The organism is Pleomorphovibrio marinus (assembly GCF_003347495.1).
Classification (GTDB): Bacteria; Bacteroidota; Bacteroidia; order Cytophagales; family Cyclobacteriaceae; genus Pleomorphovibrio; species Pleomorphovibrio marinus.
Genome location: NZ_QCXY01000002.1, coordinates 235,390 through 259,708, shown reverse-complemented (window position 1 = coordinate 259,708; position 24,319 = coordinate 235,390). Strand labels below are relative to the sequence as shown.

20 protein-coding genes are annotated in these 24,319 nt (G+C 43.2%); 7 read left to right on the top strand and 13 right to left on the bottom strand.

Features of this window, described 5'->3' with window-relative positions:
• Positions 1-25 precede the first annotated feature (25 nt).
• The 5 genes from DB520_RS07080 (at position 26) to DB520_RS07060 (ending at position 6,393) form a co-directional block, all read left to right on the top strand.
• On the top strand, positions 26-1,819 hold the full coding sequence (locus DB520_RS07080; protein ID WP_114748998.1) for an ABC transporter ATP-binding protein: 1,794 nt from the start codon (positions 26-28) through the stop codon (positions 1,817-1,819).
• Positions 1,820-1,963: 144 nt separating this feature from the next.
• Positions 1,964-3,316: an enolase C-terminal domain-like protein gene (locus DB520_RS07075; RefSeq protein WP_114748997.1), complete on the top strand. Its 1,353-nt coding sequence runs from the start codon at positions 1,964-1,966 to the stop codon at positions 3,314-3,316.
• Positions 3,317-3,847: 531 nt separating this feature from the next.
• Positions 3,848-5,107: an LVIVD repeat-containing protein gene (locus DB520_RS07070; RefSeq protein WP_114748996.1), complete on the top strand. Its 1,260-nt coding sequence runs from the start codon at positions 3,848-3,850 to the stop codon at positions 5,105-5,107.
• Between the two features lie 11 nt (positions 5,108-5,118).
• A complete protein-coding gene (locus DB520_RS07065) occupies positions 5,119-5,718 on the top strand; it encodes a hypothetical protein (protein WP_157971967.1) in 600 nt (199 codons plus the stop codon).
• Positions 5,719-5,790: 72 nt separating this feature from the next.
• Positions 5,791-6,393 (top strand): hypothetical protein, encoded by a 603-nt coding sequence (locus DB520_RS07060; protein ID WP_114748994.1) that lies wholly within the window; start codon positions 5,791-5,793, stop codon positions 6,391-6,393.
• Positions 6,394-6,520: 127 nt separating this feature from the next.
• Here the strand turns inward: DB520_RS07060 and DB520_RS07055 are convergent, their stop codons facing one another.
• From DB520_RS07055 to DB520_RS07000, 13 genes are all read right to left on the bottom strand, one after another.
• On the bottom strand, positions 6,521-7,132 hold the full coding sequence (locus DB520_RS07055) for a hypothetical protein (RefSeq protein WP_114748993.1): 612 nt from the start codon (positions 7,130-7,132) through the stop codon (positions 6,521-6,523).
• A gap of 49 nt (positions 7,133-7,181) precedes the next feature.
• Entirely contained in the window at positions 7,182-8,528 is a 1,347-nt protein-coding gene (locus DB520_RS07050) for a glycoside hydrolase family 28 protein (protein WP_114748992.1), read from the bottom strand.
• A gap of 33 nt (positions 8,529-8,561) precedes the next feature.
• Entirely contained in the window at positions 8,562-10,418 is a 1,857-nt protein-coding gene (locus tag DB520_RS07045) for a carbamoyltransferase family protein (protein WP_114748991.1), read from the bottom strand.
• A gap of 3 nt (positions 10,419-10,421) precedes the next feature.
• Complete coding sequence (locus tag DB520_RS26975) at positions 10,422-10,571, bottom strand: DUF5989 family protein (RefSeq protein ID WP_198675260.1); 150 nt, start codon at positions 10,569-10,571, stop codon at positions 10,422-10,424.
• An 11-nt stretch (positions 10,572-10,582) separates the two neighbouring features.
• Complete coding sequence (locus tag DB520_RS07040) at positions 10,583-10,972, bottom strand: SxtJ family membrane protein (protein ID WP_114748990.1); 390 nt, start codon at positions 10,970-10,972, stop codon at positions 10,583-10,585.
• 3 nt (positions 10,973-10,975) lie between these two features.
• Complete coding sequence (locus tag DB520_RS07035; RefSeq protein WP_198675259.1) at positions 10,976-12,508, bottom strand: FG-GAP repeat domain-containing protein; 1,533 nt, start codon at positions 12,506-12,508, stop codon at positions 10,976-10,978.
• 15 nt (positions 12,509-12,523) lie between these two features.
• Entirely contained in the window at positions 12,524-14,530 is a 2,007-nt protein-coding gene (locus DB520_RS07030) for a hypothetical protein (RefSeq protein WP_114748988.1), read from the bottom strand.
• A gap of 8 nt (positions 14,531-14,538) precedes the next feature.
• Positions 14,539-16,122, bottom strand: a complete 1,584-nt coding sequence (locus DB520_RS07025; RefSeq protein ID WP_114748987.1) for a RagB/SusD family nutrient uptake outer membrane protein — start codon at positions 16,120-16,122, stop codon at positions 14,539-14,541.
• An 11-nt stretch (positions 16,123-16,133) separates the two neighbouring features.
• Positions 16,134-19,538, bottom strand: a complete 3,405-nt coding sequence (locus DB520_RS07020; RefSeq protein ID WP_114748986.1) for a SusC/RagA family TonB-linked outer membrane protein — start codon at positions 19,536-19,538, stop codon at positions 16,134-16,136.
• A gap of 87 nt (positions 19,539-19,625) precedes the next feature.
• The gene (locus DB520_RS07015) at positions 19,626-20,633 is read right to left on the bottom strand and encodes a FecR domain-containing protein (RefSeq protein WP_114748985.1); all 1,008 of its coding nucleotides are present in this window, start codon (positions 20,631-20,633) and stop codon (positions 19,626-19,628) included.
• A 115-nt stretch (positions 20,634-20,748) separates the two neighbouring features.
• Positions 20,749-21,336, bottom strand: coding sequence for an RNA polymerase sigma factor (locus tag DB520_RS07010; protein WP_232834875.1), 588 nt, complete (start codon positions 21,334-21,336; stop codon positions 20,749-20,751).
• 179 nt (positions 21,337-21,515) lie between these two features.
• Positions 21,516-22,088, bottom strand: coding sequence for a TlpA family protein disulfide reductase (locus tag DB520_RS07005; RefSeq protein WP_114748984.1), 573 nt, complete (start codon positions 22,086-22,088; stop codon positions 21,516-21,518).
• Positions 22,089-22,160: 72 nt separating this feature from the next.
• The gene (locus DB520_RS07000; RefSeq protein ID WP_114748983.1) at positions 22,161-23,048 is read right to left on the bottom strand and encodes a hypothetical protein; all 888 of its coding nucleotides are present in this window, start codon (positions 23,046-23,048) and stop codon (positions 22,161-22,163) included.
• A 563-nt stretch (positions 23,049-23,611) separates the two neighbouring features.
• Here DB520_RS07000 and DB520_RS06995 point away from each other — a divergent pair.
• Positions 23,612-23,941, top strand: coding sequence for a hypothetical protein (locus DB520_RS06995; RefSeq protein ID WP_114748982.1), 330 nt, complete (start codon positions 23,612-23,614; stop codon positions 23,939-23,941).
• Between the two features lie 77 nt (positions 23,942-24,018).
• A complete protein-coding gene (locus DB520_RS27630) occupies positions 24,019-24,270 on the top strand; it encodes a cysteine peptidase family C39 domain-containing protein (RefSeq protein ID WP_198675258.1) in 252 nt (83 codons plus the stop codon).
• The last annotated feature ends 49 nt before the right edge of the window (positions 24,271-24,319 follow it).

Genomic DNA, 24,319 nt, shown 5'->3' with positions numbered 1-24,319 from the left:
TAGACTAATTTTAGCTTAAAATTTCGTGAAGCCTTTATTCCGACTCAATAAATACCTCTACAAATACAAGTCCTACCTGATCTTAGGCATTCTTTTTACCATTATTTCGAATTTTTTTGTCATAATTCCTGCCCAACTTGTAAGGATAGCTATTGATTACGTGGTAGAGAGCTTCAGCTTTTACCAGTTGCTAGACAGCACCCCACTAGAGTCGGAGGCAAGAAAAGTTTTCCTCAGCTTCATTTTTGTATTTGGGAGTCTGATCTTGGCCATGGCCTTGCTGAGGGGTTTCTTTTTGTTTCTTATCAGGCAGACCATCATCGCCATGTCCAGGCTGATAGAGTATGACTTAAAAAACGAAATCTATCAAAAATACCAAGAGCTACCTTTGCAATTTTACAGAAGAAACAGCACAGGTGACCTGATGGCAAGAATCACGGAAGACGTAAGCAGAGTCCGCATGTATCTTGGTCCTGCCCTTATGTACGGCATCAACCTGCTCACGCTTTTTCCCATGGTGATTGCCTATATGCTTTCCATCAATGTTACCTTGACCTTGTGGTCCTTACTGCCCCTTCCCATATTGTCGCTGAGCATTTATTATGTCAACAACATGATTAATGAGCGATCCGAAAAGATACAGCGTAGCCTATCGGCACTCAGCACCTTTGTTCAGGAGGCATTTTCCGGAATCCGGGTGATCAAGGCTTTTGTCAGGGAAAAAGACAGTGTCAACGAATTTGCAAAAGCAAGTGAGGATTACAAAGTGAAATCCATCCGGCTTACGAAAGTAGAATCCCTTTTTTATCCATTGATTTTGGGGCTGATCGGCTTAAGTACCATTATTGTGGTTTTTGTTGGGGGCAACCAGGTCATTGAAGGGGCAATAGGCTATGGGGTTATCGCGGAATTTATCCTGTATGTAAATATGCTCACCTGGCCAGTTACCTCCCTAGGCTGGGTCACCAGTATTATCCAAAGAGCAGCGGCATCGCAAACACGAATCAACGAGTTTCTGGATGAGGAAAACGATATCGTAAGTGAGTCCAAAATCCGAGAATCCATCAAGGGGGACATCAAAGTAAGTAACCTTTCTTTCACCTACCCGGACTCGGGCATTCGAGCCCTCAAAAACATCAACTTCGAAGTAAAATCGGGACAGTCCCTGGCCTTGATTGGCACCACTGGATCGGGCAAATCCACCATTGCCAATTTAATTACCCGCATGTATGACCCCAGTGGGGGAGATATATTCATAGATGGTAAAAACATAAAGGATTACGACATCGCTGATTTGAGAAAACAAATAGGGTATGTGCCCCAGGATGTTTTCCTGTTTAGCGACACCATTTCTAATAATATTGGCTTTGGGCTTGGCACGGAAGATCCGAACCTTGATATCATCCACAAGGCAGCAAAAGATGCCGATGTTTACGAGAATATTTTGGAATTCCCAAAAGGCTTCCAGACCCGACTTGGGGAGAGGGGCATTACCCTTTCCGGAGGCCAGAAACAACGAGTCAGCATCGCAAGGGCCATTGCTAAATCCCCGACTATTTTGTTGCTAGATGATTGTCTTTCCGCTGTTGACACCAAAACAGAAAACGTCATCCTCAACGCCTTAAGTAAGATAATGAAAGGGAGAACTTCCCTAATTATTTCTCATAGAGTGTCCTCTGCAAAGCTGGCCGATGTGATCCTTGTTTTGGATGATGGGGAACTGATAGAGAAAGGAAGCCACGAGTCCCTACTGGCACTGAAAGGGACCTATGCCGAGCTCTACGAAAAACAGACCCAGAATGTACAAGAGTCTGATTGATCTTAAAGATTTCCACAGCGGGACATTTTTTGCAACCAAAGTAAATTGCCATTTGTCAAAAGAATTGCTTCTACATGCTGATTCTTTTGGTTTGTTGACCAAATAAATAGTACATTGATCCATTAACATTTAACAAACCCAAAAATGAAAAACAGAATTACCAATGCCCGAAGACAGGTGCTTAAAGGACTCGGTCTAAGCTCCATGGCGGGAATGCTGGGACTTTACCCTGGAAATACCGCACAAGCCAAGGAAGAAAAAGAAACACCCTCCTACATGAGGGGACTTCCCCCTTTAAAAATCACCAACGTCAAGGCCATAGGTACCGCTCCCAGCGGCTCCAACCTTATCGTGGTCAAGGTAGAAACATCCGAACCAGGCCTTTATGGGCTGGGCTGCGCCACCTTCACCCAAAGAGCTTTTGCCGTGATTACGGCTGTGGAAAAATACCTGCAGGATTTTTGCGTGGGTAAGGATGTGGACAATATCGAGGATATGTGGCAGTCCTGCTTTGTAAGTTCCTATTGGAGAAATGGCCCTGTGCTGAACAATGCCATAAGCGGTCTGGACCAGGCACTTTGGGACATCAAAGGTAAAAGGGCCAATATGCCCGTTTACCAATTGCTGGGAGGGAAATGCCGATTTGCCATACCCTGCTATTCCCATGCCAGTGGAAACACACCGGAGGAAGCCGCAGACAATGTGACCAAATACATGGAGGAGGGTTATAAGTATATCCGGATTCAGCAGGGTGGCTATGGAGGAGCAGGCATTTCCGGTGAGCCCGACTTCAAAAAGGCAGGTTTTGGAAGGGAAACGGACCAATATATGGATCAAGGAAGGTATATTCGTTCCGTACCCAAGCTCTTTGAAGTGGTAAGGGAACAATGTGGGGAGGAAATCGAGCTATTGCACGACATTCATGAACGCCTGGATCCCATTGATGCCATAAATGTGGTGAAAAGCACAGAACCTTACCGTCCATTTTTTATTGAAGATCCTTTTTCCCCGGAACAAATGGAGTGGTTTAAGGAATTGCGGAAAATCACCTCTGTGCCCATATCCATGGGTGAGCTTTTTAACAATATCAATGAGTTCAAGGAACCCATGGTCAACCGTCTTTTTGACTATATCCGGATCCACATTTCCCAAATAGGAGGCATCACGCCGGCCATGAAGGTGGCGCGGCTTGGGGAGTTTTATGGCATCAAGACTGCTTGGCACGGCCCGGGGGATGTATCCCCTGTGGGACATGCTGCTAATGCCCACATTGATTTTGCGGTATGGAATTTTGGCATTCAGGAAGCCGCGAGGATTTCCGATTTGTCAAGGGAGATATTCCCAGGCTCTCCCACCATGAAGGACGGATACATGTATGTGAACGAAGTCCCTGGTCTTGGTGTGGACATAGACGAGAAACTTGCAGCCAAATATCCCATGCATACCCGTTCCAATTGGACAGTTAGAAAACATGACGGAACAATAATCCGGCCTTAAAATAATCCATCCCGACCATCCTTTCGCTTGAAGGGGTGGTCGATTTGGTTCTGAGGGTTTATTTTGATCTTGGTTTAGGAGACGGAGGGACGTAGAACCGAAAAGACTTAGTGACGGAGGGAGCGGGTGAATTGTTATCGTTTGGAAGTATGGACTTGTCTTCGAAAGTTTATTTAAGGGGAGCATCAAGAAGGCAAACCCTATGCGGCTGGCAGGGCATTGAGGGGTATGAATTATGGATTCAAAATGAAGATCGTTCTTTTCCCGGATTTTGGGACGGAGGGACCTAGGGAATGGAATGGAATTATTCCCATGTGGTAGTATGGTTTGGGCTCCAGTTTCTGACATTTTTAAGTGAAATCACTATTTCTTAGAGGTACTAAATCCTAAAAGAATTCGAGGAGTAGCATATAGGTTGATTTTTTTAAAAAAACTTTCGGTTTTTTTGTAGCACATCTTTTTACTATTACGTCTTGCTTTTATAAGCTGGGTACCAGCACTATTTCTCTGTTCATCAAAACCTTATCTGCCATGGAATCAAGATATACCCAAAGTTTGCGCTGGATTGGCGCTGCCATTTTTATGCTGATTGTTTTCAGCTCCTGCGAGGACAAAGTAGTGACCACTTACACGTATAAAACTCAGGTACCTGTGATGCTACAGGTAAACACCTTTAGGGAAGCTGAAATAATTATTGAACCTGGAAAACCACTGGATAGCCCAGGCAAAATCTATATTTATGGGGATTACCTCTTTATCAGTGAGCCGGACAAGGGGATTCATATTCTGGACAACAGCAATCCAAGATCCCCCTCCGCGTTGAATTTTATCAATATCCCAGGCACAGCAGACTTGGCTATAAACAACCATATCCTGTATGCCGACAACTATGTGGACCTTTTGGCCTTTGACATCAGCAACCCAAAGGAAATCCAACTGGTAAAACGAGAGGAAGACGTGTTCCCAAACCTATACTCGAATGCAGAAACCGGCACGATTATGACCTTCAAGGATACCTTGATCACTTCTACGGAGCCAACCATGCACATGGGTTGGTGGGGAAGACCCGCCTTCCGCACAGACATGATGGCCTTTGGGGCACAGTCTGCCTCTGCATCAGCAGCTCAGAGTTATGGGCAGGGTGGTTCTATGGCAAGATTCACGCTATTAAATGGACACCTTTATACCGTAGATGACCATAAACTGAGGGTTTTTGATGTGATGAACCCTGTGGATCCCAATTATCTAAAGGAGATTTCATTGGGATGGGGCATAGAAACCATTTTCCCATACAAAAACAATTTATTTATAGGTTCCATGACTGGCATGTTCATTTTTGATGCCTCCTCACCTGCCAATCCTTCCTTAATGTCTTCTTATCAGCATGTAACTGCATGTGACCCTGTGGTGGTAAATGACACCCACGCTTTTGTAACCCTAAGGTCCGGTGTGATGTGCCGGTTTGGTGTGGATGAGCTTCACATTTTGGACATCACCAATCTCCACGTGCCCAAATTGCTGAAAGCATACCCCATGGACAATCCCCATGGGCTGGGCCTCTCAGGTGAGCACCTATATATTGCAGAGGGAAAGCATGGACTAAAGAGTTTCAGCGTGGCCGATGTGATGAGTTTAAAGGCTGTGGAACACCTCAAAGACCTCAGGTCTGTGGACATTATCCCAGGTCCCAAATCACTTATTGTTATAGGTCCAGATGGCGTTTGCCAGTTTGATTACCAGGATCCCGGCAAGCTTTCGGAATTAAGTTGTATATCCATTGGATTCCAATGAAAACCATGACCATGAAAATTTTCTTACTGACTTATTTATTGGTCTGCCCCTTTTTTTGTAGTGGGCAGGCTTTGCCCTATATACACCATACCGAAATCGGGGTACTGATGGGCAAGGATGCATTTGGTCAGCGCGGAAATTTCAGCGTTCAGACTTTGCAGGGTGTGCGGTTTGACCGCCATCAGGAGATGGGGTTCTTAATCGGACTGGATAGCTATCCAGGCATTACTATTATGCCTATTGGCATGGGTTGGAGGGGTATTATATATCCCCAAAACTGGTTTTCCTGGTACGGGGGATTTGATCTGGGTTATGGATCCACCATTCTGGAGCGTATGGAGCTTGGAGACTGGGGGCTTCACAGTTGGTTTGAAGGGGGAATTATGTACCAACCTTCCATTGGGTTTCGACTCAGGAGTAACGGTAATTCTACCTTTACTTTTAGTCTGGGGTACAAGCACCAGGTGGCTAATTACTACGAAGGCATGCCTAGCGAGGATCCATGGAGGGAAAGGCTCGACCCCAGGGACCCTGTGCATTGGACGAGTCTGAGAAGGGACAGGATGGTGTTCAGAAACTTAAGTATTAAGGTAGGCTATGCATGGCGCTAGAAAAGCGCAAATCTTACTGGGTAAAAACAAGATAACTGATTATATTGCTAATTCATCCAACCTTAAGCAGAAATGAACACTAACTTATACCAAGCTTTCATTTTCCTGACCTTGCTGGCTTGCACACCCGGAAGTCAAGCTCAAAACATCCCTAGTAAGGAATCCCAGATCAAAACCGCGGTATTGGCCGCCCCTGAGGAATCACGAGAAGGAGCAAAAGTGTATGGGTATGATGCCAAAGGAAATTTTGTCACCCTTCGTGAAGGGAGTAACGAGATGATATGCATAGCAGATGATCCCAATAACGAGGGGTTTAGCGTGTCTTGTTACCACCAGGACCTGGATGTTTTTATGGAAAGGGGCCGGGAACTTAAAAAAGAGGGCAAGTCCTTTCAGGAAATTTTCGACTTGCGGGAAGAAGAAGTCAAGAGCGGCAAGCTGAAAATGCCTAAGGACGGTGCAACACTTTACGTGCTCACTGCGGACGAGGAAAATTATCGCCCAGAGAGTGGGGAGGTGGACAAAACCTACCTGCGCTATGTGGTGTATATCCCTTGGGCTACCCAGGAAAGCACAGGGCTACCGCTTAGTGCAGAGGCTCCCGGGATGCCCTGGATCATGGATCCCGGCACCCACCGGGCACATATCATGATCAATCCCCCGAAGGAGGAATAAGGACTACCCTACAAAGGAACATTATCCCCCATTTTAGCTTCTAGTTCTTAGCCCGGAATTTACTGTTTTCAGCATAAGGGAAAACCTGAGTTTGTAGCTGGATGTGTATTTCTAAAACCAAAGAGGGTTAAGAGTCTTTGGAAAGCAACACCTCCAAGACCAGATGAATTCGTGCCTGCATCCATGCTGTGGTATGTACAAAAGCCGACCAGGATTCATCCGTACAGGCTTCGGAGCGAAGTGCGTATTCGTTCCAATTTCCGACCACTTCGGAGGGTTTCCCTTCCAGAGGTAAGCATTCCTGCGCAGCAAAAATCTCCCTAGAGGCTGTTGCCCATAAGAATGTCAGGTCTTGGGTCATCTCTTCAAAGTCCATCCTCAACTGCCATGCAGTATGATGATGGACCCCGTCTTTTTCAGAATGCCAGGTTCTTTCTCGAAAGTGTTGGACAACCTCCCCAGAAAACCCGTTTTCCGATAAACCCGGCAATGTGGCCTTGATTTCGTGGGGCATACGGTCTTCATCGGCATAGGTTGATATATCCAGATCTCTTGAGTAATTCTCATTGTCAAAGACTATCGCATAGAGCATGGCCTGATGAATCCAGTCGTGCATCACCTCCACCACTTGAACAAAATCCAACCATTCATTTTCCCCTGCTTCTTCCATGGCTCCCCTGAGCTCAGTCCATTCCCCACCTGAAATCCTATCTTCAAAATCCGGTACCAGCTCAGCCATGTCTTCTTTATCAGCAAAATATCTTGTTCAGGGATTTGGGGGTTCGGACTTATTCCACCCGAAAATCATCTATGTTGTCCTTGATTAATTTATCCCCTTCAAATGAACTCTCCCATTTTACACTTTTAAGTTGGAAGAAATTCCCATCCTTCACAAAGGCCACAGGCTGATCGTATGTTTTAAATGTGGCATTCTCTAAAATCACCCTATCAAATTGCTCCAAATTGAAAAATGATGAAGTTTGAGGAATTACCCCCTCAAATCCTTTATAGGACTTTCCAGATGCTTGTTCCGCAGAAAAGGAGGCATTTTTGATGGATAAATTAAATTGTCTTTCCTTATCACCACTTACGGTAAACCCTTTGACGACATCGGTGGCCTGAAGCCCCTCAAATTCTACTGTGGTAACTGGCATGCCCGTTTGCCACAGCCCCTTTGAGTGATGATAGTGATAGATATTGTCAACTTTACTAATCGTAACATCCTGAATCTTCCAATTCCCGCTTTTTTTCTTTGGATCTTGGTCTTTTGGGGAAAAATGAACAAAAGCCGCCAACATATTATTCCTGTTTTGCGAGAGGTGTTTGAATTCGCCCGGCCCCCAAATTTGGCAACTTTCCACCTTTAGATTCAGACAGCCTAAACGAAAGCCATTACAAGAGGTATTTACCTTACAATTTGTAATGGTAAAATTTTCGTTGTCGTTTCCCGCAAAACAATCATCACCCGTCCTGAAATCACAGTCACTAACCTCAAAATTTGAACAAAAACGGGTATGGAGGCCATCATGCCCCCCTCTTATCTTCACACCCCTTACTTTTGCTCTATCACAATACCTACAATTGATGGCCCAATTGGCACTGTTGACTATGGTGATATCCTCAATTTTTATGTCACTGCAATTTGTCAGCCTTATGGCATGGGGGCCCCGAAAACCTTCTTCCCCATTGGGATTACGACAATTTACCCCATCAATTACCCCTTTTCCCAAAATAGCGATATTGGTAAGGCTGTCTCCTGTGATGAGTCCTTCAGTCCATTTACCCGTTCCATAGTCCATGTAATTTTCACTACCTTCTAAATAGGAACCCTCCTCAAGCACCATGTGTACATTACTTCGGAGTTTTAGGCCTCCTGTCAGGTATTTACCTGCCGGGAAAACCACCTCCCCTCCCCCAGCTTTAGCACAGGAGTCAATGGCATATTGAATTTGAGAGGTAACCAGTCCCTCCTGATCCGGTTGGATTTCGATTCTGGAGGAATTTTGGCTGTCCCGATGGCCACTGCAAAAGCACATCAAACCTGAAATGACACAAACATAAACATAGCGGAAGAGTATATTTAGGGAAAGCTCAAGTTTGGGATGCAGCAGGGCGAGATTCTTTACTATCTTCATGACTATTGGATTTGAGTTATTATGGATCAAGGGTCAATCTAATGGGAAATTGTTTTTTAAGATATTGTCCTGTGGGTTCCTATCCGCCTCAATCACATAACTTCCTAACACTAGCGCATCTAAACCCGTGGAGAAAAAGCAGCGCAGAGCATCTTCAGGTGAACAGACAATGGGTTCCCCCCTCTGATTAAAACTGGTGTTAAGTAATAACCCGTGACCTGAAATTCCCTTATACGTCTTCAATAAAGCATGTAATTTTGGATTTTCTCTGGAGGAAACGGTTTGTACCCTGGAGGAATCATCCACATGGGTGATGGCAGGAAAGCAGGAATGAGAATCAAATCCACCTTCCAATAATTTATCCAAATTTGACAGTGGTTTAATGGGGTTTCGGTATTTCTCCAAAAGGGAATAGGTGAACAGCATAAAAGGGCTTGGCATTGGACAATCAAAATAATCACAAGCCTCTTCCTCCAACACACAGGGGGCAAAGGGCCGAAAACCTTCCCTTTTTTTCACCATGATATTGACCTTTCTTTGCATGTCCGAAAAAGTAGGGTCTGCCAAAATACTTCTATTCCCCAAAGCCCTAGGGCCAAACTCCATCCTGCCTTGAAACCAGCCGACCACCTTTCCTTCCCTTAGCCAACCGCCCACTTTTTGACATAATAATCCAAAATCCGGGTAGAAAGCATAATGGCTGGTAAATTTCTTAATGGCTATTTGGCATTGTAAATCAGAATAAGATGGGCCGAGGAAAGTAGTATGTTTGTAATTTGATGACTTATGAAAAGCTGTGTTTTGTGTAGTAGAAAGATGCCAGGCGGCCAAGGCAGCACCCAAGGCCCCTCCTGCATCTCCCGAGGCCGGCTGGACCCAAATATTTTTAAAGGTTTTGGATTTCAATATGCTTGAATTACAGACACAATTGAGTGCTACTCCTCCAGCCATGCATAGATTTTCCGAACCTGTTAATTTTCTGAGGGTATCCACCAACTTCAACATGACTTCTTCCAAAACTAGTTGAGAAGCCATAGCAAGTTGCATACTCTCTTTGGTCATTTCACTGTCAAACTCCCTTCTCGCAAACCCAAAAATCTTTTCCCATTTACTATCGTGGGTCATTTGCAAACCAGTGGCAAATTTGAAAAACCTCATGTTGAGCAAAAAAGAACCATCTTCCCTGATGTCTATCAGATGTGTTTTTATCTGATCCACTAGTTTCCTCACGGCGGGGTCTTTTGGATCGGCATAGGGGGCCAGTCCCATAAGCTTGTATTCGCCGCTGTTGACCCTAAAGCCAGCGTAAAAGGTTAAGGAGGAATAAAGTAACCCCAAAGAATGCGGAAAGCGCTGTTCGCTCAAAATTTCTATGCCTTCATGGCTCCCTCTAGCCAAACTCAAAGTGGTCCATTCGCCTACCCCATCTGCAACCAAAATAGCGGACTCCTTAAAAGGAGAGGGGTAAAAGGCACTGGCAGCATGGGATAAATGGTGCTGGCTAAAGGCTATCGGGCAGTCAAAATCACCTATTTGTTGCATCCAGCCCTTAAGATTTCTTTTCATAAAAAGTTTTTCTTTGATCCAAAGAGGCATTGCCCTTCTAAACCCAGGAAATCCTGAAGGGGCAAAAGCATGATAAGTCTCCAAAAGCCTTTCGAATTTTAAGAATGGTTTTTCGTAAAAAATTACCTTGTTCAGTTCTTTAATCGTCAACCCAGCTTCTGCCAGAACATACCTAATGGCTTGTATCGGGAAAGTGGCATCATGTTTTATCCGGCTAAACCTTTCTTCTTGTGCTGCTGCAACCAACTCTCCGTCTACAAGCAGGGCAGCTGCACTATCATGGTAAAAAGCAGAAATTCCCAATATGACTGTCCTACCGTTCATTTTCTAAAAAACGGCATATATAAAGGGGGCAAGTGCACTTCCTCCTGTCAGGGCCATCAGCCCTCCCAGCAACAATAAAATCAGTAGGAGAGGCAAAAGCCAGTAGATTTTCCGCTTTCTCACAAATTCCCAAAATTCCTTGATAAATTCCATAGTATGATCGCTTAGAATTGACGCTTTAAATCATCATCTGAATAGAGGTGTCTCACCTTTTCCAACACACTTTTAGGAGATTTCTTGAACTGATTTAATTTCAGGGTATCCACACCTTTTAATTTTCTTGCCCAGGCGATTGGACACACCAGAAAAAAGTAAACCAGGAATAATATCAAATTGGAGGTGAGTACCCCAAGCATTTGCCCAAAGGAAAGCCATAGAAAAGCCAAAGGCCTCCAAAAACTTGGGAAAATCAAGGTCAAAAGCAATCCAGCAGCCGAAACCTTATAAGCGGGTGCCCATTCCCCCAAGAATCCCACTATCAAAAACAGCAGACTGAATAAGACCCCTGTTTCTAGGCACGTCTTTTTATTAACTTTTACAGGTATAAATTTCATGTTTCACTTTATAGTATTTTTTAAAATCAAAGCGTGTGGGCCCTTTTGCCAGGAAGGCCGAACGGGCACCCCATCGTTAAACCTGGAATAGTTACCCAAAACGATATCCAACGTACCATCACCGTCCAAATCTCCCACGTCCATACAAATCCATCTGCCCAGGTGGCCAATAGGAAGAGTAGAAGGCAGGAAATCAGGAAATCCATTGTTTTCCAACAGCACAAACCCAGATTGATCACCATCAGCATAATCCGAAAAAAAAGAGATGGCAGCAATATCAGGTAAGCCGTTACCGGTAAAGTCCCCAGCGATAGCCTTATATGCACCAGGAAACGGGTAGAAATAAGCCTCTTCAAACTTATTGCCTCCTTCGTTGAGGAAAACATATATTCCGTGATAGGGCTTTAAAATAGGGGACAGGTCGGCATTGTCCCCGCAGGTATACAATATATCTGGCAACCCGTCGCCATTAAAATCCACTATATCCAGGGATGTGGAACCATAACTTGGAGGAAATTCCAATAGTAAATGGTTATCAAAACTACCTCCTCCGTGGTTCTCAAGCAATACTATTCTCTCATTACCCTGTGCAAACAATACCAATATGTCTTCCTTGCCATTCCCGAAAAAATCGTGACTTCTCACTGCTACCGTTCCTGGTTCTGGAATCTTGAATAATTCTTCCCACTGATCATCCTGCTTTAGGGAATAAATTGTAAAGTCACCATTGTTCTTTCCAAAATTCCCAATAGCTAATTCCTCCATTCCGTCACCTGTCCAATCGCTGTACATCAAAGATACAGGACGTTTTAGCCAATCCTTCACAAAAGCTCTATGCAACAGGGAATCACCCTGAAGTGTCAAGGTTTCTACAAACCCATCACTTGCCTCAGTGGGTTTAATGGAAAATCCAATATTCGCCAAGGTTAATTGCTCTATACCACCAATGGAATGACGGATATGAATTTGGCTAACAGCCCCACTACTTTTTAGCACATTTTGAAGCTTTCCTGACCCGTTAAACGCCATCAATTGTCTTGAATTTTGGTCTGCTAACCATACCTTGGAGCTTTCTACTCCCATTAGTACAGCAGTAATGGATGGTGGAGAGCTTTTTTCCATTTTTAGGGGAATAACCTCAAAGGGAGTGTCATGAGGTACCGGTTCACTTTTCACCGTTTTCAATTTCTCAGGTGATATATACAGGTAGAATTTACGAATGGCCTCCCAATCCTTTTTTTCCATAAGAGGAGTCTTTGGAAACTCTTCAGTGAAATACTTATTCGAAAGCTCTTCTGGCTTTCTTGATCTTTCTGGATTGAAAATACCATAGTGCAAGGCCATTTCAGGCAGTACGCTTTTATCCCAGGTAGCCCTATTTAGCAGGGAAGGTTCAGGAAAAACATGGCAACTTGAACAGTGATTTTTAGCGAGCTTTTCACCTTTTCTAATTTCAGCATTGGACTGACACCCCGATACAAACAAGTAGCTGAGCAGCAGGAAAAAAATCAATGGGTAAGGTGAATTTGAGTGCATTGCTATCATCTTTTGCTAAGAACTCCGGGCCTCTAACCTTTCGTTGATAGCGCTTAATATTTGTAACCCCTGAGTATTATCAGGCTGAACCGCTAACAGGGAATCAACATACTCCTTGGCTCTTTCTAAATTGCCAATCTTTAAGTAATTTAGTGAAAGACGAGAATAATCATCTGCTTCGAAAGGCTCATCCTCCACTTTGTTTTCTAGAGCCAATGTTTCTAAAATTACAACCTTAAGGCTTTCAAACCTTGGATCCCTACTTTGCGCAATCAACGCATCCAAGTGAGGTAAGGCTGCTTCCAATTTTTCTGCCTTCAAATAGCTTTCCACTATCCTTTTCAAGTTTTCCTCTGTCGGTGAATGGTATATTGCTTTTTGAAAATAGAGTGTCGCTTTTTCTTCGGCTTCTATCCGCAAAGCTAATAGACCTGCTTTCATCTGTAAGGGAGCATTATACGGATAGGCATTAGCGACGGATTCCGCTACCTTTAGGGCCTCAGCATAATCCCCGTATTCATGATAATGCCGATAAAGCTTTTCCATGGCCAGATCCCACGAAATCTGCTTTACCGCCAATCCTCCCGCCAGTGCCTCCTCCATGGATTTTTCGAATTCTTGGGGAAGGGAAATTGGTTCGTTGAAAGGCCAATTTTCCCGTAACATCATGGTCACGTATTCACCAAAGATTGAATCGACTTTGTTTATTGGAAAATCCAGCAGGTTGGTCAATTTCTCCTTCAGTTGTGGGTTAGGCATTAGATCTTCGGAAATTTCGGTAAAAAGCACCTTCGCCATGATCTGATGCCCCTCCAGGTTGGGGTGCAGGTGTTCCAAAAACAGCTCCCTACCCAGGATCCCGTCAGGACTTGCCTTTCGGAACACTTCGTCTAATGACAAAAAGCGTGCACCGTATTTTAGGCAAACTTTTTGGGCAATTTGATTGATGGCCTCTGGAGCTCTGAACCGTAGGTTATCGTGCTCTTTTGCCCTTTGAAAATGGTGTCTTGCTTTATTATTTTCCCCCATGGCAAAGGCCAACTCCCCTATCATAAAGTGAGTTTTAGAAAAACAAGAATCGAGGCTAAGTATTTCTTTTAATTCATTGGCTTTTTGATCGAGTGTTAAGTCATCGTTGAGTAAGGTAATTCTCTGTTCGACTTCGGCCTGGTTTGCCTCAATACCGGCCCTGCTGATAAATGGGGGTTGATTTCTTTCATTACTGATAGTGCCGAGAAAATATACAGGTACTTTATTGGAAGAAAAGACCTTTAGCGCATAAGTCAGGTTGGCCTCAAATTGATCCAGTCCTTTTCGAAAAAGTTTGGACCCATAAGGGATTTCCTGTTTGGCCACCATTCTTTTCATCAGGTTTTCTTGTAAGTCCTCTTTGTCCATCCTTTTACGGATGCCTAAGGCTTTAGCCATCCCTTCGAGCAACTGAACAGTTTTGAGCTTTCTGAGTTTGATGCCCATCCTTACAAGGGCGGGGCTATTGCCAAGATTACTGGTAGATCCTACCCCTAATGCGCCATAATATTCATTATGCCCTATGGATAAAACCACTAAATCAGGGTCTTTTTCCACCACTTCTTTGGCAAAGTCATAGAGGGCATAGGAATTTATACCCGTTAAGGACAAATTAATCACCTCTATAACCTTATCCGGATAGGCCATTTGAAGTTGATATCTCAGCCTATTTGGAAAGGCTACATGTTGGCTATATGGAAACCCGAGGGCAGTGGACTCCCCAATGACCATGACCCTGTAAATCTCCGGTGATTTGACTTTCTTGAGATAATCCCCGGTACCTGTGACTGCATTTTCTTCGGAAAGGTAAAACCTGTGGGAAACCTCGGGATTAACCATATCAAAGGCAACCTCAGGACTTCGCACAAAGAGGGACAAATCCCGGCCAAAATCAGCCCAACTGAGTGCTGCTTCCAGCCCCACGAAAAGTAGGACTGGAAGGCACACAGCAATTATTTTGAATAGACGCTCTTTCTGCTTCCCTTTTTTCATTCTACGTATTAATAACCATCACTTTGTACCATATTGGGATTTGCGTCCATTTCGAGCTGGGGAATGGGGAAATAATAACCCCTAGGATCTTCAAATATTACTGCCCCTGACCTTACCCTGGGATATTTTGCCAATTCCTCCGCAGCGATTCTCCACCTTTGTAAATCAAACCATCTATGTCCTTCCATAAATAGCTCCCTAAACCTCTCTTCTCTTATAGAATCCCTTAGAGCTATACCCGATAGATTTGTGTAGTCAACCCCCGGGTTCGGAGAATGAAAATCACTATTGTAAGCCCTCCTCCTTACCTTATTCATGTATTCAGCAGCCACAGTTTCATTACCTAGTGCTAAAGAAGCTTCCGCATGAAGCAAATAAATATCTGCCATTCTTAACAAATGCATATTTGCCCCGTGATTTCTATTTGTGGCAAATACTGAATTGTCCAATGGTACGTATTTCCTAAAACTCCAACCGAGAGCACCTTCATCGTCTACGTATCTACCTAATACCATTCTATTGCCTGCCCCATCAACTACTTCGTCCACCCCGGGTTCCAGGGCATTAATCCTAAGTCTAGGGTCATTACCAAACCTTAAAATATTCACATCATGAGGAAACAAATTACTCCACCCAGTCCCTATTGGTGAAATAAGTAAGGCAAAATTAGATCCGGTTCCTCCAGCCCAAGTATCTTCTTGCATATCTATGGAATAGCCTATTTCAAACAATGATTCCTCACTATAAGGCTCTTCTCCTCTAAACAAGTCATCATATCTTTCGAAGGGAACCATTTCGTAGAGACCAGAATCATATATCAATTCGAAGTTCTCAATTGCTTGTTCCCAATTTTCCCTAAACACATGTACTTTACCTATATACCCTATGGCAGAAAACTTATTTGCCCTACCCTTGTCAGAACTGGGCCATACCTCGGGAAGGAGGTCCTTTGCCCTATCGAAATCAGCCAAAATCTGATCATATACCTCTTCCACAGAAGCTCTTGCCACGGCCATCTCTTCCCTGGTAGTTGCAATTTGTAGAATTATTGGTACCCCCCTGGCATTTGGGTTATTGACTGGAGTATCCTCTCCAAAAAGCCGTACCAAATGAAAATATGCCAGACCTCTCAAAAATAAGGCCTCACCGATCATTTGATCCACACGGGCTCTGTCAGCAGGATTTAACTCCCTTGCTTCCTTAAAATTTTCAGCGTTCTCGATTAAATCGTTTGCCCTGCCCACGACTCTATACCATGAACTCCAAAACTCGTTTACAAAACCGTTTTCAGGGGTAACCTGATTTTGATAAACCTGATTCCAAGGTGCAGTACCTATATGTCTCTGATCCGACTCTTTAGAAAGCCCAATCAAACCTTTAGCAAGGTAACTCTCTCCGTACAATTGAAATGAAGAAAGTGCTGAATAAATACTTGTAAGCGAAAGATTTAGATCACTGACACTATTGAAAAACACGTTAGCATCGACCTCGTTTGGGTTACTTACCTCCAAGAAATCTGAATCGCAGCTTAGAAAAAGGAAAGCAAATACCAAGAAGCAATTATATTTAAATTTATTTATATACTTTTTCATTTTTGTTCTATTTAAAATCCAAATTGAAGTCCTCCAGAAATAAGCATTGTTTGTGGGTATTGTCCTTGCCCATCTATACCTCTGTTTAAATTCCCACCAGCTAATTCAGGGTCTAACCATTCATAGGGGGTAAGCGTTAGGAAATTTTGAGCATTCACAAATACCCTTAAACGTGTCAAGTTAATCCGGTTAATCAAATCTTGATTGAAATTATACCCTAATTGAAAATTCCGTATTTTCAAATAAGATCCGTCCTCTACGAAATAAGAAGAAGGCTTTCTGAAATTTCCATTTGGATCAGTGGAAATCAGCCTAGGGTGCTCCGTGGGAACTTCGGGTGTCCATGCTTCGAAAATATGCTGGGTCATGTTATAGTTGCTGTACATTCCTCTATAATATGCCCTATTGGCATTGAAAATTTCTACACCCTGGACACCTTGTAAAAAGAGCGTTATATCAAAACCTTTATAATTGGCGGATAGATTCAAACCATATATCATTCTAGGCCAAGGATTACCTATATAGGTCATATCTGCCGTGGTAATCCTGCCATCGCCGTTGATGTCCCTATATCTCAAATCCCCGGCAGCAGTACCCGTTTCCTGGAAATTACCCCCTACTACCATTTCATTCAAGTTTTGAACTTCTTGGTCGGACTGGAATATACCATCCACCTCCCAGCCAAAAAAGGAACCGATAGGTTGTCCAACTTGTGTTCTGGCAATATTAAATCCTGCAAATGCCGGACCTCCGCCACCAGAAACGATGAAATCGTCCTGATTTAGTTGTAAAACCTCATTCTGATTAAAACTGACATTTGCATTGATGTTATAACTGAAGGCGCCTATATTGTCTGCATAGTTCAGCATCAACTCCAGCCCTCGGTTTTGAACCTCGCCTATGTTGATAGATGGACTCTCAGGATTTGCCCTTTCTGCACTAATGCCCACGGATAGTGGTAACTGAACTTGCATTAGCATATCCTTAGTGTTTTTCACATAATAATCCGCTGTGAATGTTAATTTTTCATCGAATAACCCGACATCTATACCAATATCTACTTGATTAACCTCTTCCCACTTAACCGCTTCATTCGGGAATCTCCTCAAGTAAAATCCTCTCTCCTTCGTGCCACCCGTAACCCCAGGTGAATCAAACACATAGGTGGACCTCGTATTCCAGTATGTTCTGCTAAATAAAAAGTCCTGTAAATTATCAGAGCCCAATACCCCCCAACTACCCCTTATTTTTAGGCTAGAAATTGCGGATATCTGCTTCATAAACTCCTCATTACCTAAATTATAACCACCGGAGAGGGATGGAAAAACACCAAATCTGTTGATAGGCCCAAATCGAGAACTACCATCCCTTCTCAAATTTGCAGTAAAGAGATACTTATCTTTGTAGTTGTAAGTAATCCTTCCAAATTGGGATAGCAATCTTCTTACACCTATCGTATTCCTGTTTGGAATATCTATGGCACCTGTAGCAAGGGCGAAGCTTCTCGAGTTTTGAACAGGAAAATCTTGAGCACTAACCGAAAAATCAACTGACTCTATGGTAAACGCCTCATATCCAGCCATCACCGAAAAGCTGTGGTCTCCCATTTTTTTCTGATAGGTAGCTACCACATTCGTAGTGTAATCATTATTTTCCAAACTAGCCATTCTCAGCATGTTTATTGGATTATTTAATGTCCCATAATTGAAGGCCTCTTGAAACTGTTCATCCCTACCACTCATAATATTTGCCCCAAAAGTAGCTCTGATGTTGAGTCCCTCAATGATTTCTAAATCTGCATAAACATTTCCGTTCAATCTATTTCTTGTATTGTTCCTTATGTTTTGCCACTGTGAGGCCACTGGGTTTGGTGCATTAAAATACAAAGGACCGATCCCCCAGCCTCCAAAAGGATTACTTTCAGTCCGAACAGGGTGCATTGGGACTCCCCTAAATACGCTTTCTAAATCTCTCCCACCTTCCGCTGTAGGGTTTTCTATAGACCTGGAGGCATATAAAGTTTGCCCTATGGTTAGCCTCTTTCCAATCAAAAAATCAGAGTTGGCCCTTACCGAATACCTCTCGAAGGAATTATTTATCATTATTCCATCTTCCCTCTCATATCCGCCTGCTACATAAAAATTTGAATTTTCCCCACCTCCGGAAATTTCAATGTTATGAACCTGCTCAATACCACTTCCTGCAAATACTTCACCTACCCAATCCGTATCATAGGGCATACTGAGCCACTCCGGCTCAGGGGCTTGTCCAGCGGCGGCTCTAGCACGGGTAGAAACATCTATAAATTGTTCCCTGTTCAACATTTGCGGTAAATCTACCGCACTTCTCTGTCCCACAGATGTGCTGAAATTAATACTCACCTGATCCCCTTTTTTTCCCCGCTTTGTGGTAACTAATATAACACCATGAGCCGCTTGTGCACCATAAATCGCTGCTGCTGATGCATCTTTCAATATTTCTATGGACTCGATATCATTTGGATTCAAGTGATTTCCTGGATCCATTCTTATACCATCCACAATCCACAATGGATTGGTGTTCCCTATGGATCCTACCCCCCTTATATGAATGGAAGAAGCAGACCCTGGACTGCCTTGGGTTCTGGAAACCATAACTCCGGCTGCTCTACCCTGAAGCATTTCCTCCACACTTCTGGCTGATAATTTTCTCATTTCATCGGTATCCACAGAAGAAATTGCACCTGTCAAATCTGCCCTTCTTTGAGTACCATACCCAATTACAACTATCTCATCCAGAGAAGCTCTATCTTCTACCAAAGTGATTCTAAGCTCAGTTTGATTAGCGATCTCAATAATTTGAGTTACATATCCAATGAACGATATTCTTAATGTAGCTCCATCACTAACATCAATGGCAAATCTACCATCTATATCAGTGGCAGTCCCTTGGTTAGTCCCCTCTACTACAATAGTTGCACCTGGAATGGGTATTCCTTCTTCATCCAACACAACTCCTGAGACCTGTTGCCAGACTTCTACACCTTCTACTTCGTTGACAGTTAGTTGGCTAGGTACTTGTCCTCCCACATAAATCGAATTATTTACTTGTTTGAACCCAATTCTGGCTCCCTGGGCCAATTGCATTAATATCTCATTGACAGATTGCCTGCCAGATGCCAATTGGATTGCTACATCGTCCTCCAGCAGGTCATCCGGAAAAACAAAAACATAATCCGTGCGGGCCTCGAGCTCACGAATGACTGACTTCAATGTCCAATCCTTCTTCGCCATCCTGAGAAAGGTCTGGTCTATGGGTTTTACTTGGGCTTCAGTAGTACTGGCCATCAGGGTAGTCAGAAACAACCCCTGAAGCAAGAAGCCATACAATAGGTTCTTGGATACCATCTTTATTAGGTATAGTATTTTTCTTTTCATAATTTTGAGTGTTTTATTGAATTGATTTCTTTAAAGCAGCAGGGTAAAATGTTTCATTTGGCGATGGGAGTTTTACCCTGCTTTATTTTATTGATCCATAGGCATTTGGGGTTTTATTGTTACTTCTTTGTCTATAATTTTAAATTCGAAATCAAGGGTATAGCCAAGGCCTGTCAGCACATCTTCCAGGCTTTCATTACTGAACCTTCCGGTAAGTTTTCTTTGGAAATCCAACCTGCCCTCAAAATTGAAGGACACACCGTACCAAAGGGAAAGCCTTTCAAAAATATCTTCTACAGACTTGCCTGAAAAAGAAATCTTACCTTCTTTCCATAAGGTTACCTCTTCTTCGGAAAACCTGCTTTTAACCAATCCTCTACCATCTGTGTCAATCCATGAAGCCATTTCTCCCGGTATGAGCTCCAGCTTAATCCCGTTGTCCGAAACCAAGACCTTCCCATGGGTAAGCGCAACTTTGACTTCCTCCCCCCTATTCAGGATGTTGAAAGAAGTGCCCAAAGCCACTGTGGTCACAGTCCCGGATGTCACTGTAAAAGGAAGGTCCATATTCTCCTCCACCTCAAAAAAAGCCTCTCCATCCAATACCAACTCCCGGGAGAATTTGCCAAAATTAGAAGGGAAACTGATGGTGGAAAGGGAGTTTACTATCACCCTAGAACGGTCCGGAAGTGTGATTTTTAATTTTTCCCCCGCAGAAGCAGTCCTCTCTATGGTTCTGAAAGTCTGGGACGGTTCTGCCACTTCGGGTTTTTGATAGCGAATCCCCTCCCTTAAATAAAACAAACAAAAGCCTACCAAAAGGAAGGTCGCGGCCACCCTGCTCCACTGGGCTAAAGGACTAAAAAACCAGGATTGCTTTTTATTGGGACGAAAAGCACGCATATGGATGTTTTTGAGGAGTTCTTGTGCTTTAGTCTCATACAACTCCTTTTCAGAATTAGCCTCCCAACGGGTCTTGAAAATCCTCTGCACCTCGCGTTCAGCTTCTGGATGTTGTAGCCATTCGTAAACCTCCATCCTTTCTTCCTCGGAGGCCTGGCCATTTAAAAATCTTATAAGTTTGTCTTCTTTCAATGTAATTCTCTTTTGAAAGCATTACACTTATAAGGATATTCTTACTTAACCGTTTACTGAAATTTTAATTGGAATAACCCTTTTTTGACTGTTTATTTTTAAAACTAAAACTAATTCAGAAAAATAAAATAATAAAAAAGCACGAATAAACAGATGATTTATGCAGTAGCACTTCCTTAAGTGCCTTTGTCGCCAAATAAAGGTGATGTTCTACAGTTCTTTTGGACAAATTCATTTTTGTAGCTATTTCAGCATTACTCAATCCCTCCATTCTCCTTAAAGTAAAAACCTGCTGCTGAATATTTGGCAGGGATTCGATCAGCTTGAAAGTAGCGGATTCCAACTCCTGAAAACTGAGTTGTTCTATGGCCGTATAGGAATTGACCATTTTTTCCATTGGGATAGCCTCAAGGCTACATTTCCTCTTTTCATTCCTAATCTTATTCAATAGGTGGTTTTTGACGGATAAAAATAGATAGGCTTTAAAGTTTCTGTTTTCATTAAACTTTCTCCTTTTTTCCCAGATTTTGATAAAAATTTCCTGGACTGTTTCTTCTGCCTCCTCTTTATTGGTTAAAAATGTGTAGGCAAACCCTAGAAGTTTGTGAATATATCTCGAATAAAGTTCATCAAAAGCTTTCCTATCGCCCTGACGAAGCAAAATCACCAACTCACGCTCGCTATAGTCTAGGAGAGGTCTCACATTTTGGGTTTTTGGAAATAAAGTATGTATGATAAAACAGGATTATAAACTTAACCCTCAGAGATTAGATTTGTTCCAGTTTATGTTTTGAAATTTACTTTTTTTCAAAACAATCTTGAAATTAAAAAAAATAAAATAATCCACAAATGAAGGAGAAAAATTTTATGTCAAAAGAAATTTCACAACCCAGTCAAAAACTCCCTAAACTCCTTGGTGTCGAAATTACTCATTCCTTCTTGGTAAAAAACGATTTTTCCTTCCGGGCTTACCACCAATGTGGTAGGGATGGCCTGGCTATGTAAGGAGGGATTTAGCCCATAAGCGGCGTGGACCACGGGAAAGCTAAAGCCTTTATCCTGAACAAATTTGGTGCTTTTCCCGAAATCATCGTCCAGGGCAATCATCAAAAAGGAGATATTTTCCCTATCCCCCAGCTTTTGGTACAGTTGCTCGATATGGGGCATTTCCGCTCTACAGGGTGGGCACCAGGTGGCCCAAAGGTTGATAAAAAGGGTTTGCCCCTTGAGTTGGGAAAGCCCTACCCTGTCCCCGTGCTCATCCACAAATTGCCCTGAAAAATCGAAATCCGTGTTCTCCTTTCCGGAATTGCCGACGGAGGGTTTTATCCATCCGGTGGAAAGCACCAGGGACTGCAGCCCACCCATTATAGGGGTCATGAGACCTGTAAAATACAATAGGGCAAAGACCCCAATCATAAGGGCCCAACTACGGATTTCTTTTTTCCAGTTCATAGCGTTTTAGACAATTCTTCCACAAAAATAGCCTACTAAATATAAAACACCTGTGACTGAGGTCACAAAAAATCAGGATTCTTTTGCGTGGAGAATTTCCATGACATGGTGGATCCGTGCATGCATAAGGACAGTGGTATGTACAAAAGCTTTCCAAGGTTCATCTGTACAAGCCTGGGCGGTTAAGGCATACTCCCTCCAGCCTTCATCCACCACCTTGGGGGAGGCCTCTTCTGGGGAGCAGTCTCCATCGGTGAAGGTCTCTTGAGCGGCAATTGCCCATAAATGAATGAGATCTTGAGTCATTTCTTCGAATACCATCATCAACTGCCAAGCTGCATGGTGATGGGGACCATTCTTATCTGAATGCCATGCCCTATTGCGAAAATCCTCCACTACGCCCTCCCAGTTTTCACTTTTCCTAAGGGAAGGCAATGTGGTGGCAATGGCATGGGGCATACGGTCATCATCCGCATATTTGGAGATATCAAGGTCCCTTTGATACTTTTCCATATCATAGATCACTGCATACAACATGGCCTGATGTACCCTGTCATGCATCACTTCCACCACCTGGACAAAATCCATCCATTTTTCCTCCTCTGCCTCTTCCATGGCTTCCCTGAGGCTTGTCCATTGTCCTCCTGATATCCGCTCTTCAAAATCGGGAACTAGTTCATCCATACCTTCCTCCTCCCTATAGTATCGTGCCCACTCACTCATCCACTCGTGCATAAGGTTATGATAGGTGCCAAATTTACGCAAGGAGATGGCCCAAGTGTCGGATTCTTTAACGTGCTCAGAAATATAGTCCCGGAAATTGCCACCGGAAATGGAGTTCATCTTGAAGTCGTCCCTATGAGATAATGAAATCGCATCTTGGGCTAATGAAGGAGGGGGGATAATCAGGAGGGTGGTGACCAAAACTATCGAATAAAGAGAGAGGATAGGTAATTGCATAATATTCAACTTTCTTGTGATCCTCTAAAATCTCCAAATACTGTTCCAAGACCGCTCTTTGCCTCCAAGTTCTTAGTAAAAATGAAACCCTCATCTTTCTACCCCACTAACTTCCCTCCTGTTTAGGATGGGGCTTGGGGGATGGTTCAATGGGCTACACCCTATGCTCTTTCGCCCTTTCCTTGGTGAGAGCTAAAAACAAATTTCAGGAAAACCTATAAGGTATGGGAATTACAAATTCCCTGGAATAGGAAGGCGTAGTGGCATACTACGCCTAGCGGGGACCGATCTTTGACTTCAAGTTAAAAAGAATCCGTGTTAATATCCCTAAATTGGTTTGGGTCGCTATAGGGGCCTTTTTTCTATCTTCGGCCACCATAGTAAAAATGAAACCCGCATCTTTCTTCCTCACTAACTTCCCGCCTGTTTTAGGAGAGGGCTTGGGGTGTTTACTTTGGGGACGAGGACTGATTCAATCTCGATAGGCTACACCCATTCCTTTGATCTTTCGGCCTTTCCTTTTAGAGTGCTGAAAACAAATTCCATGAATGCTGATATAGGTATTGGAATTACAAGTTCTCAGGGATAGGCATTATCAATTATTTCTTCTAGATGAAGGACAAATAATATTAGATTATGTCAAAGAAATACCTTACGGAATTTATGAGCAGAAAAAGGCCGTGAATCCATATTACCACCATTATAATGATCCTTCTTTTCACCGCTTAATTCTGTTCGACCAGAAAAAGCAACTGTCTGGAGATATTCCTATGCCAAAAAACGGTCACTTGATGATTAGGCTGCCAGGAAATAGATTATTATTTCAAATAAAAGATCCAGATGTTGAAGAGGATTTCATTCGGTATGAAATTTATCAGGTTGTCAAAAATTAACGCTCAACAGATTTTTTATTAACTATCGAAGTTTTATTTTTTTAAAACACAAAACCTAAACTTTAAATTTAATAAAGTTGAAAACCAGGTTCCCCTTCTGTAAGCAACCCGACGCCAAAGACTGCGGCCTCACCTGCCTTCGCATCATCGCCAAGCGTTACGGCAAACTGATTTCCTTGCAGGAAATCCGGGAATATTCAGAAACCACCCTCGGGAAGCAATCTGGTAAATCTGAGCGAGGCGGCAGAGGCCATCGGCTTCAAAACCTTCACATGCTTACTGACTACCATGGTCGTTTATGGAATGAATACATTCAGTCAATGGATTAATCCCATCCATGTTTTTTTCGGACTGAAATGCCATGTTATGGTATACAAT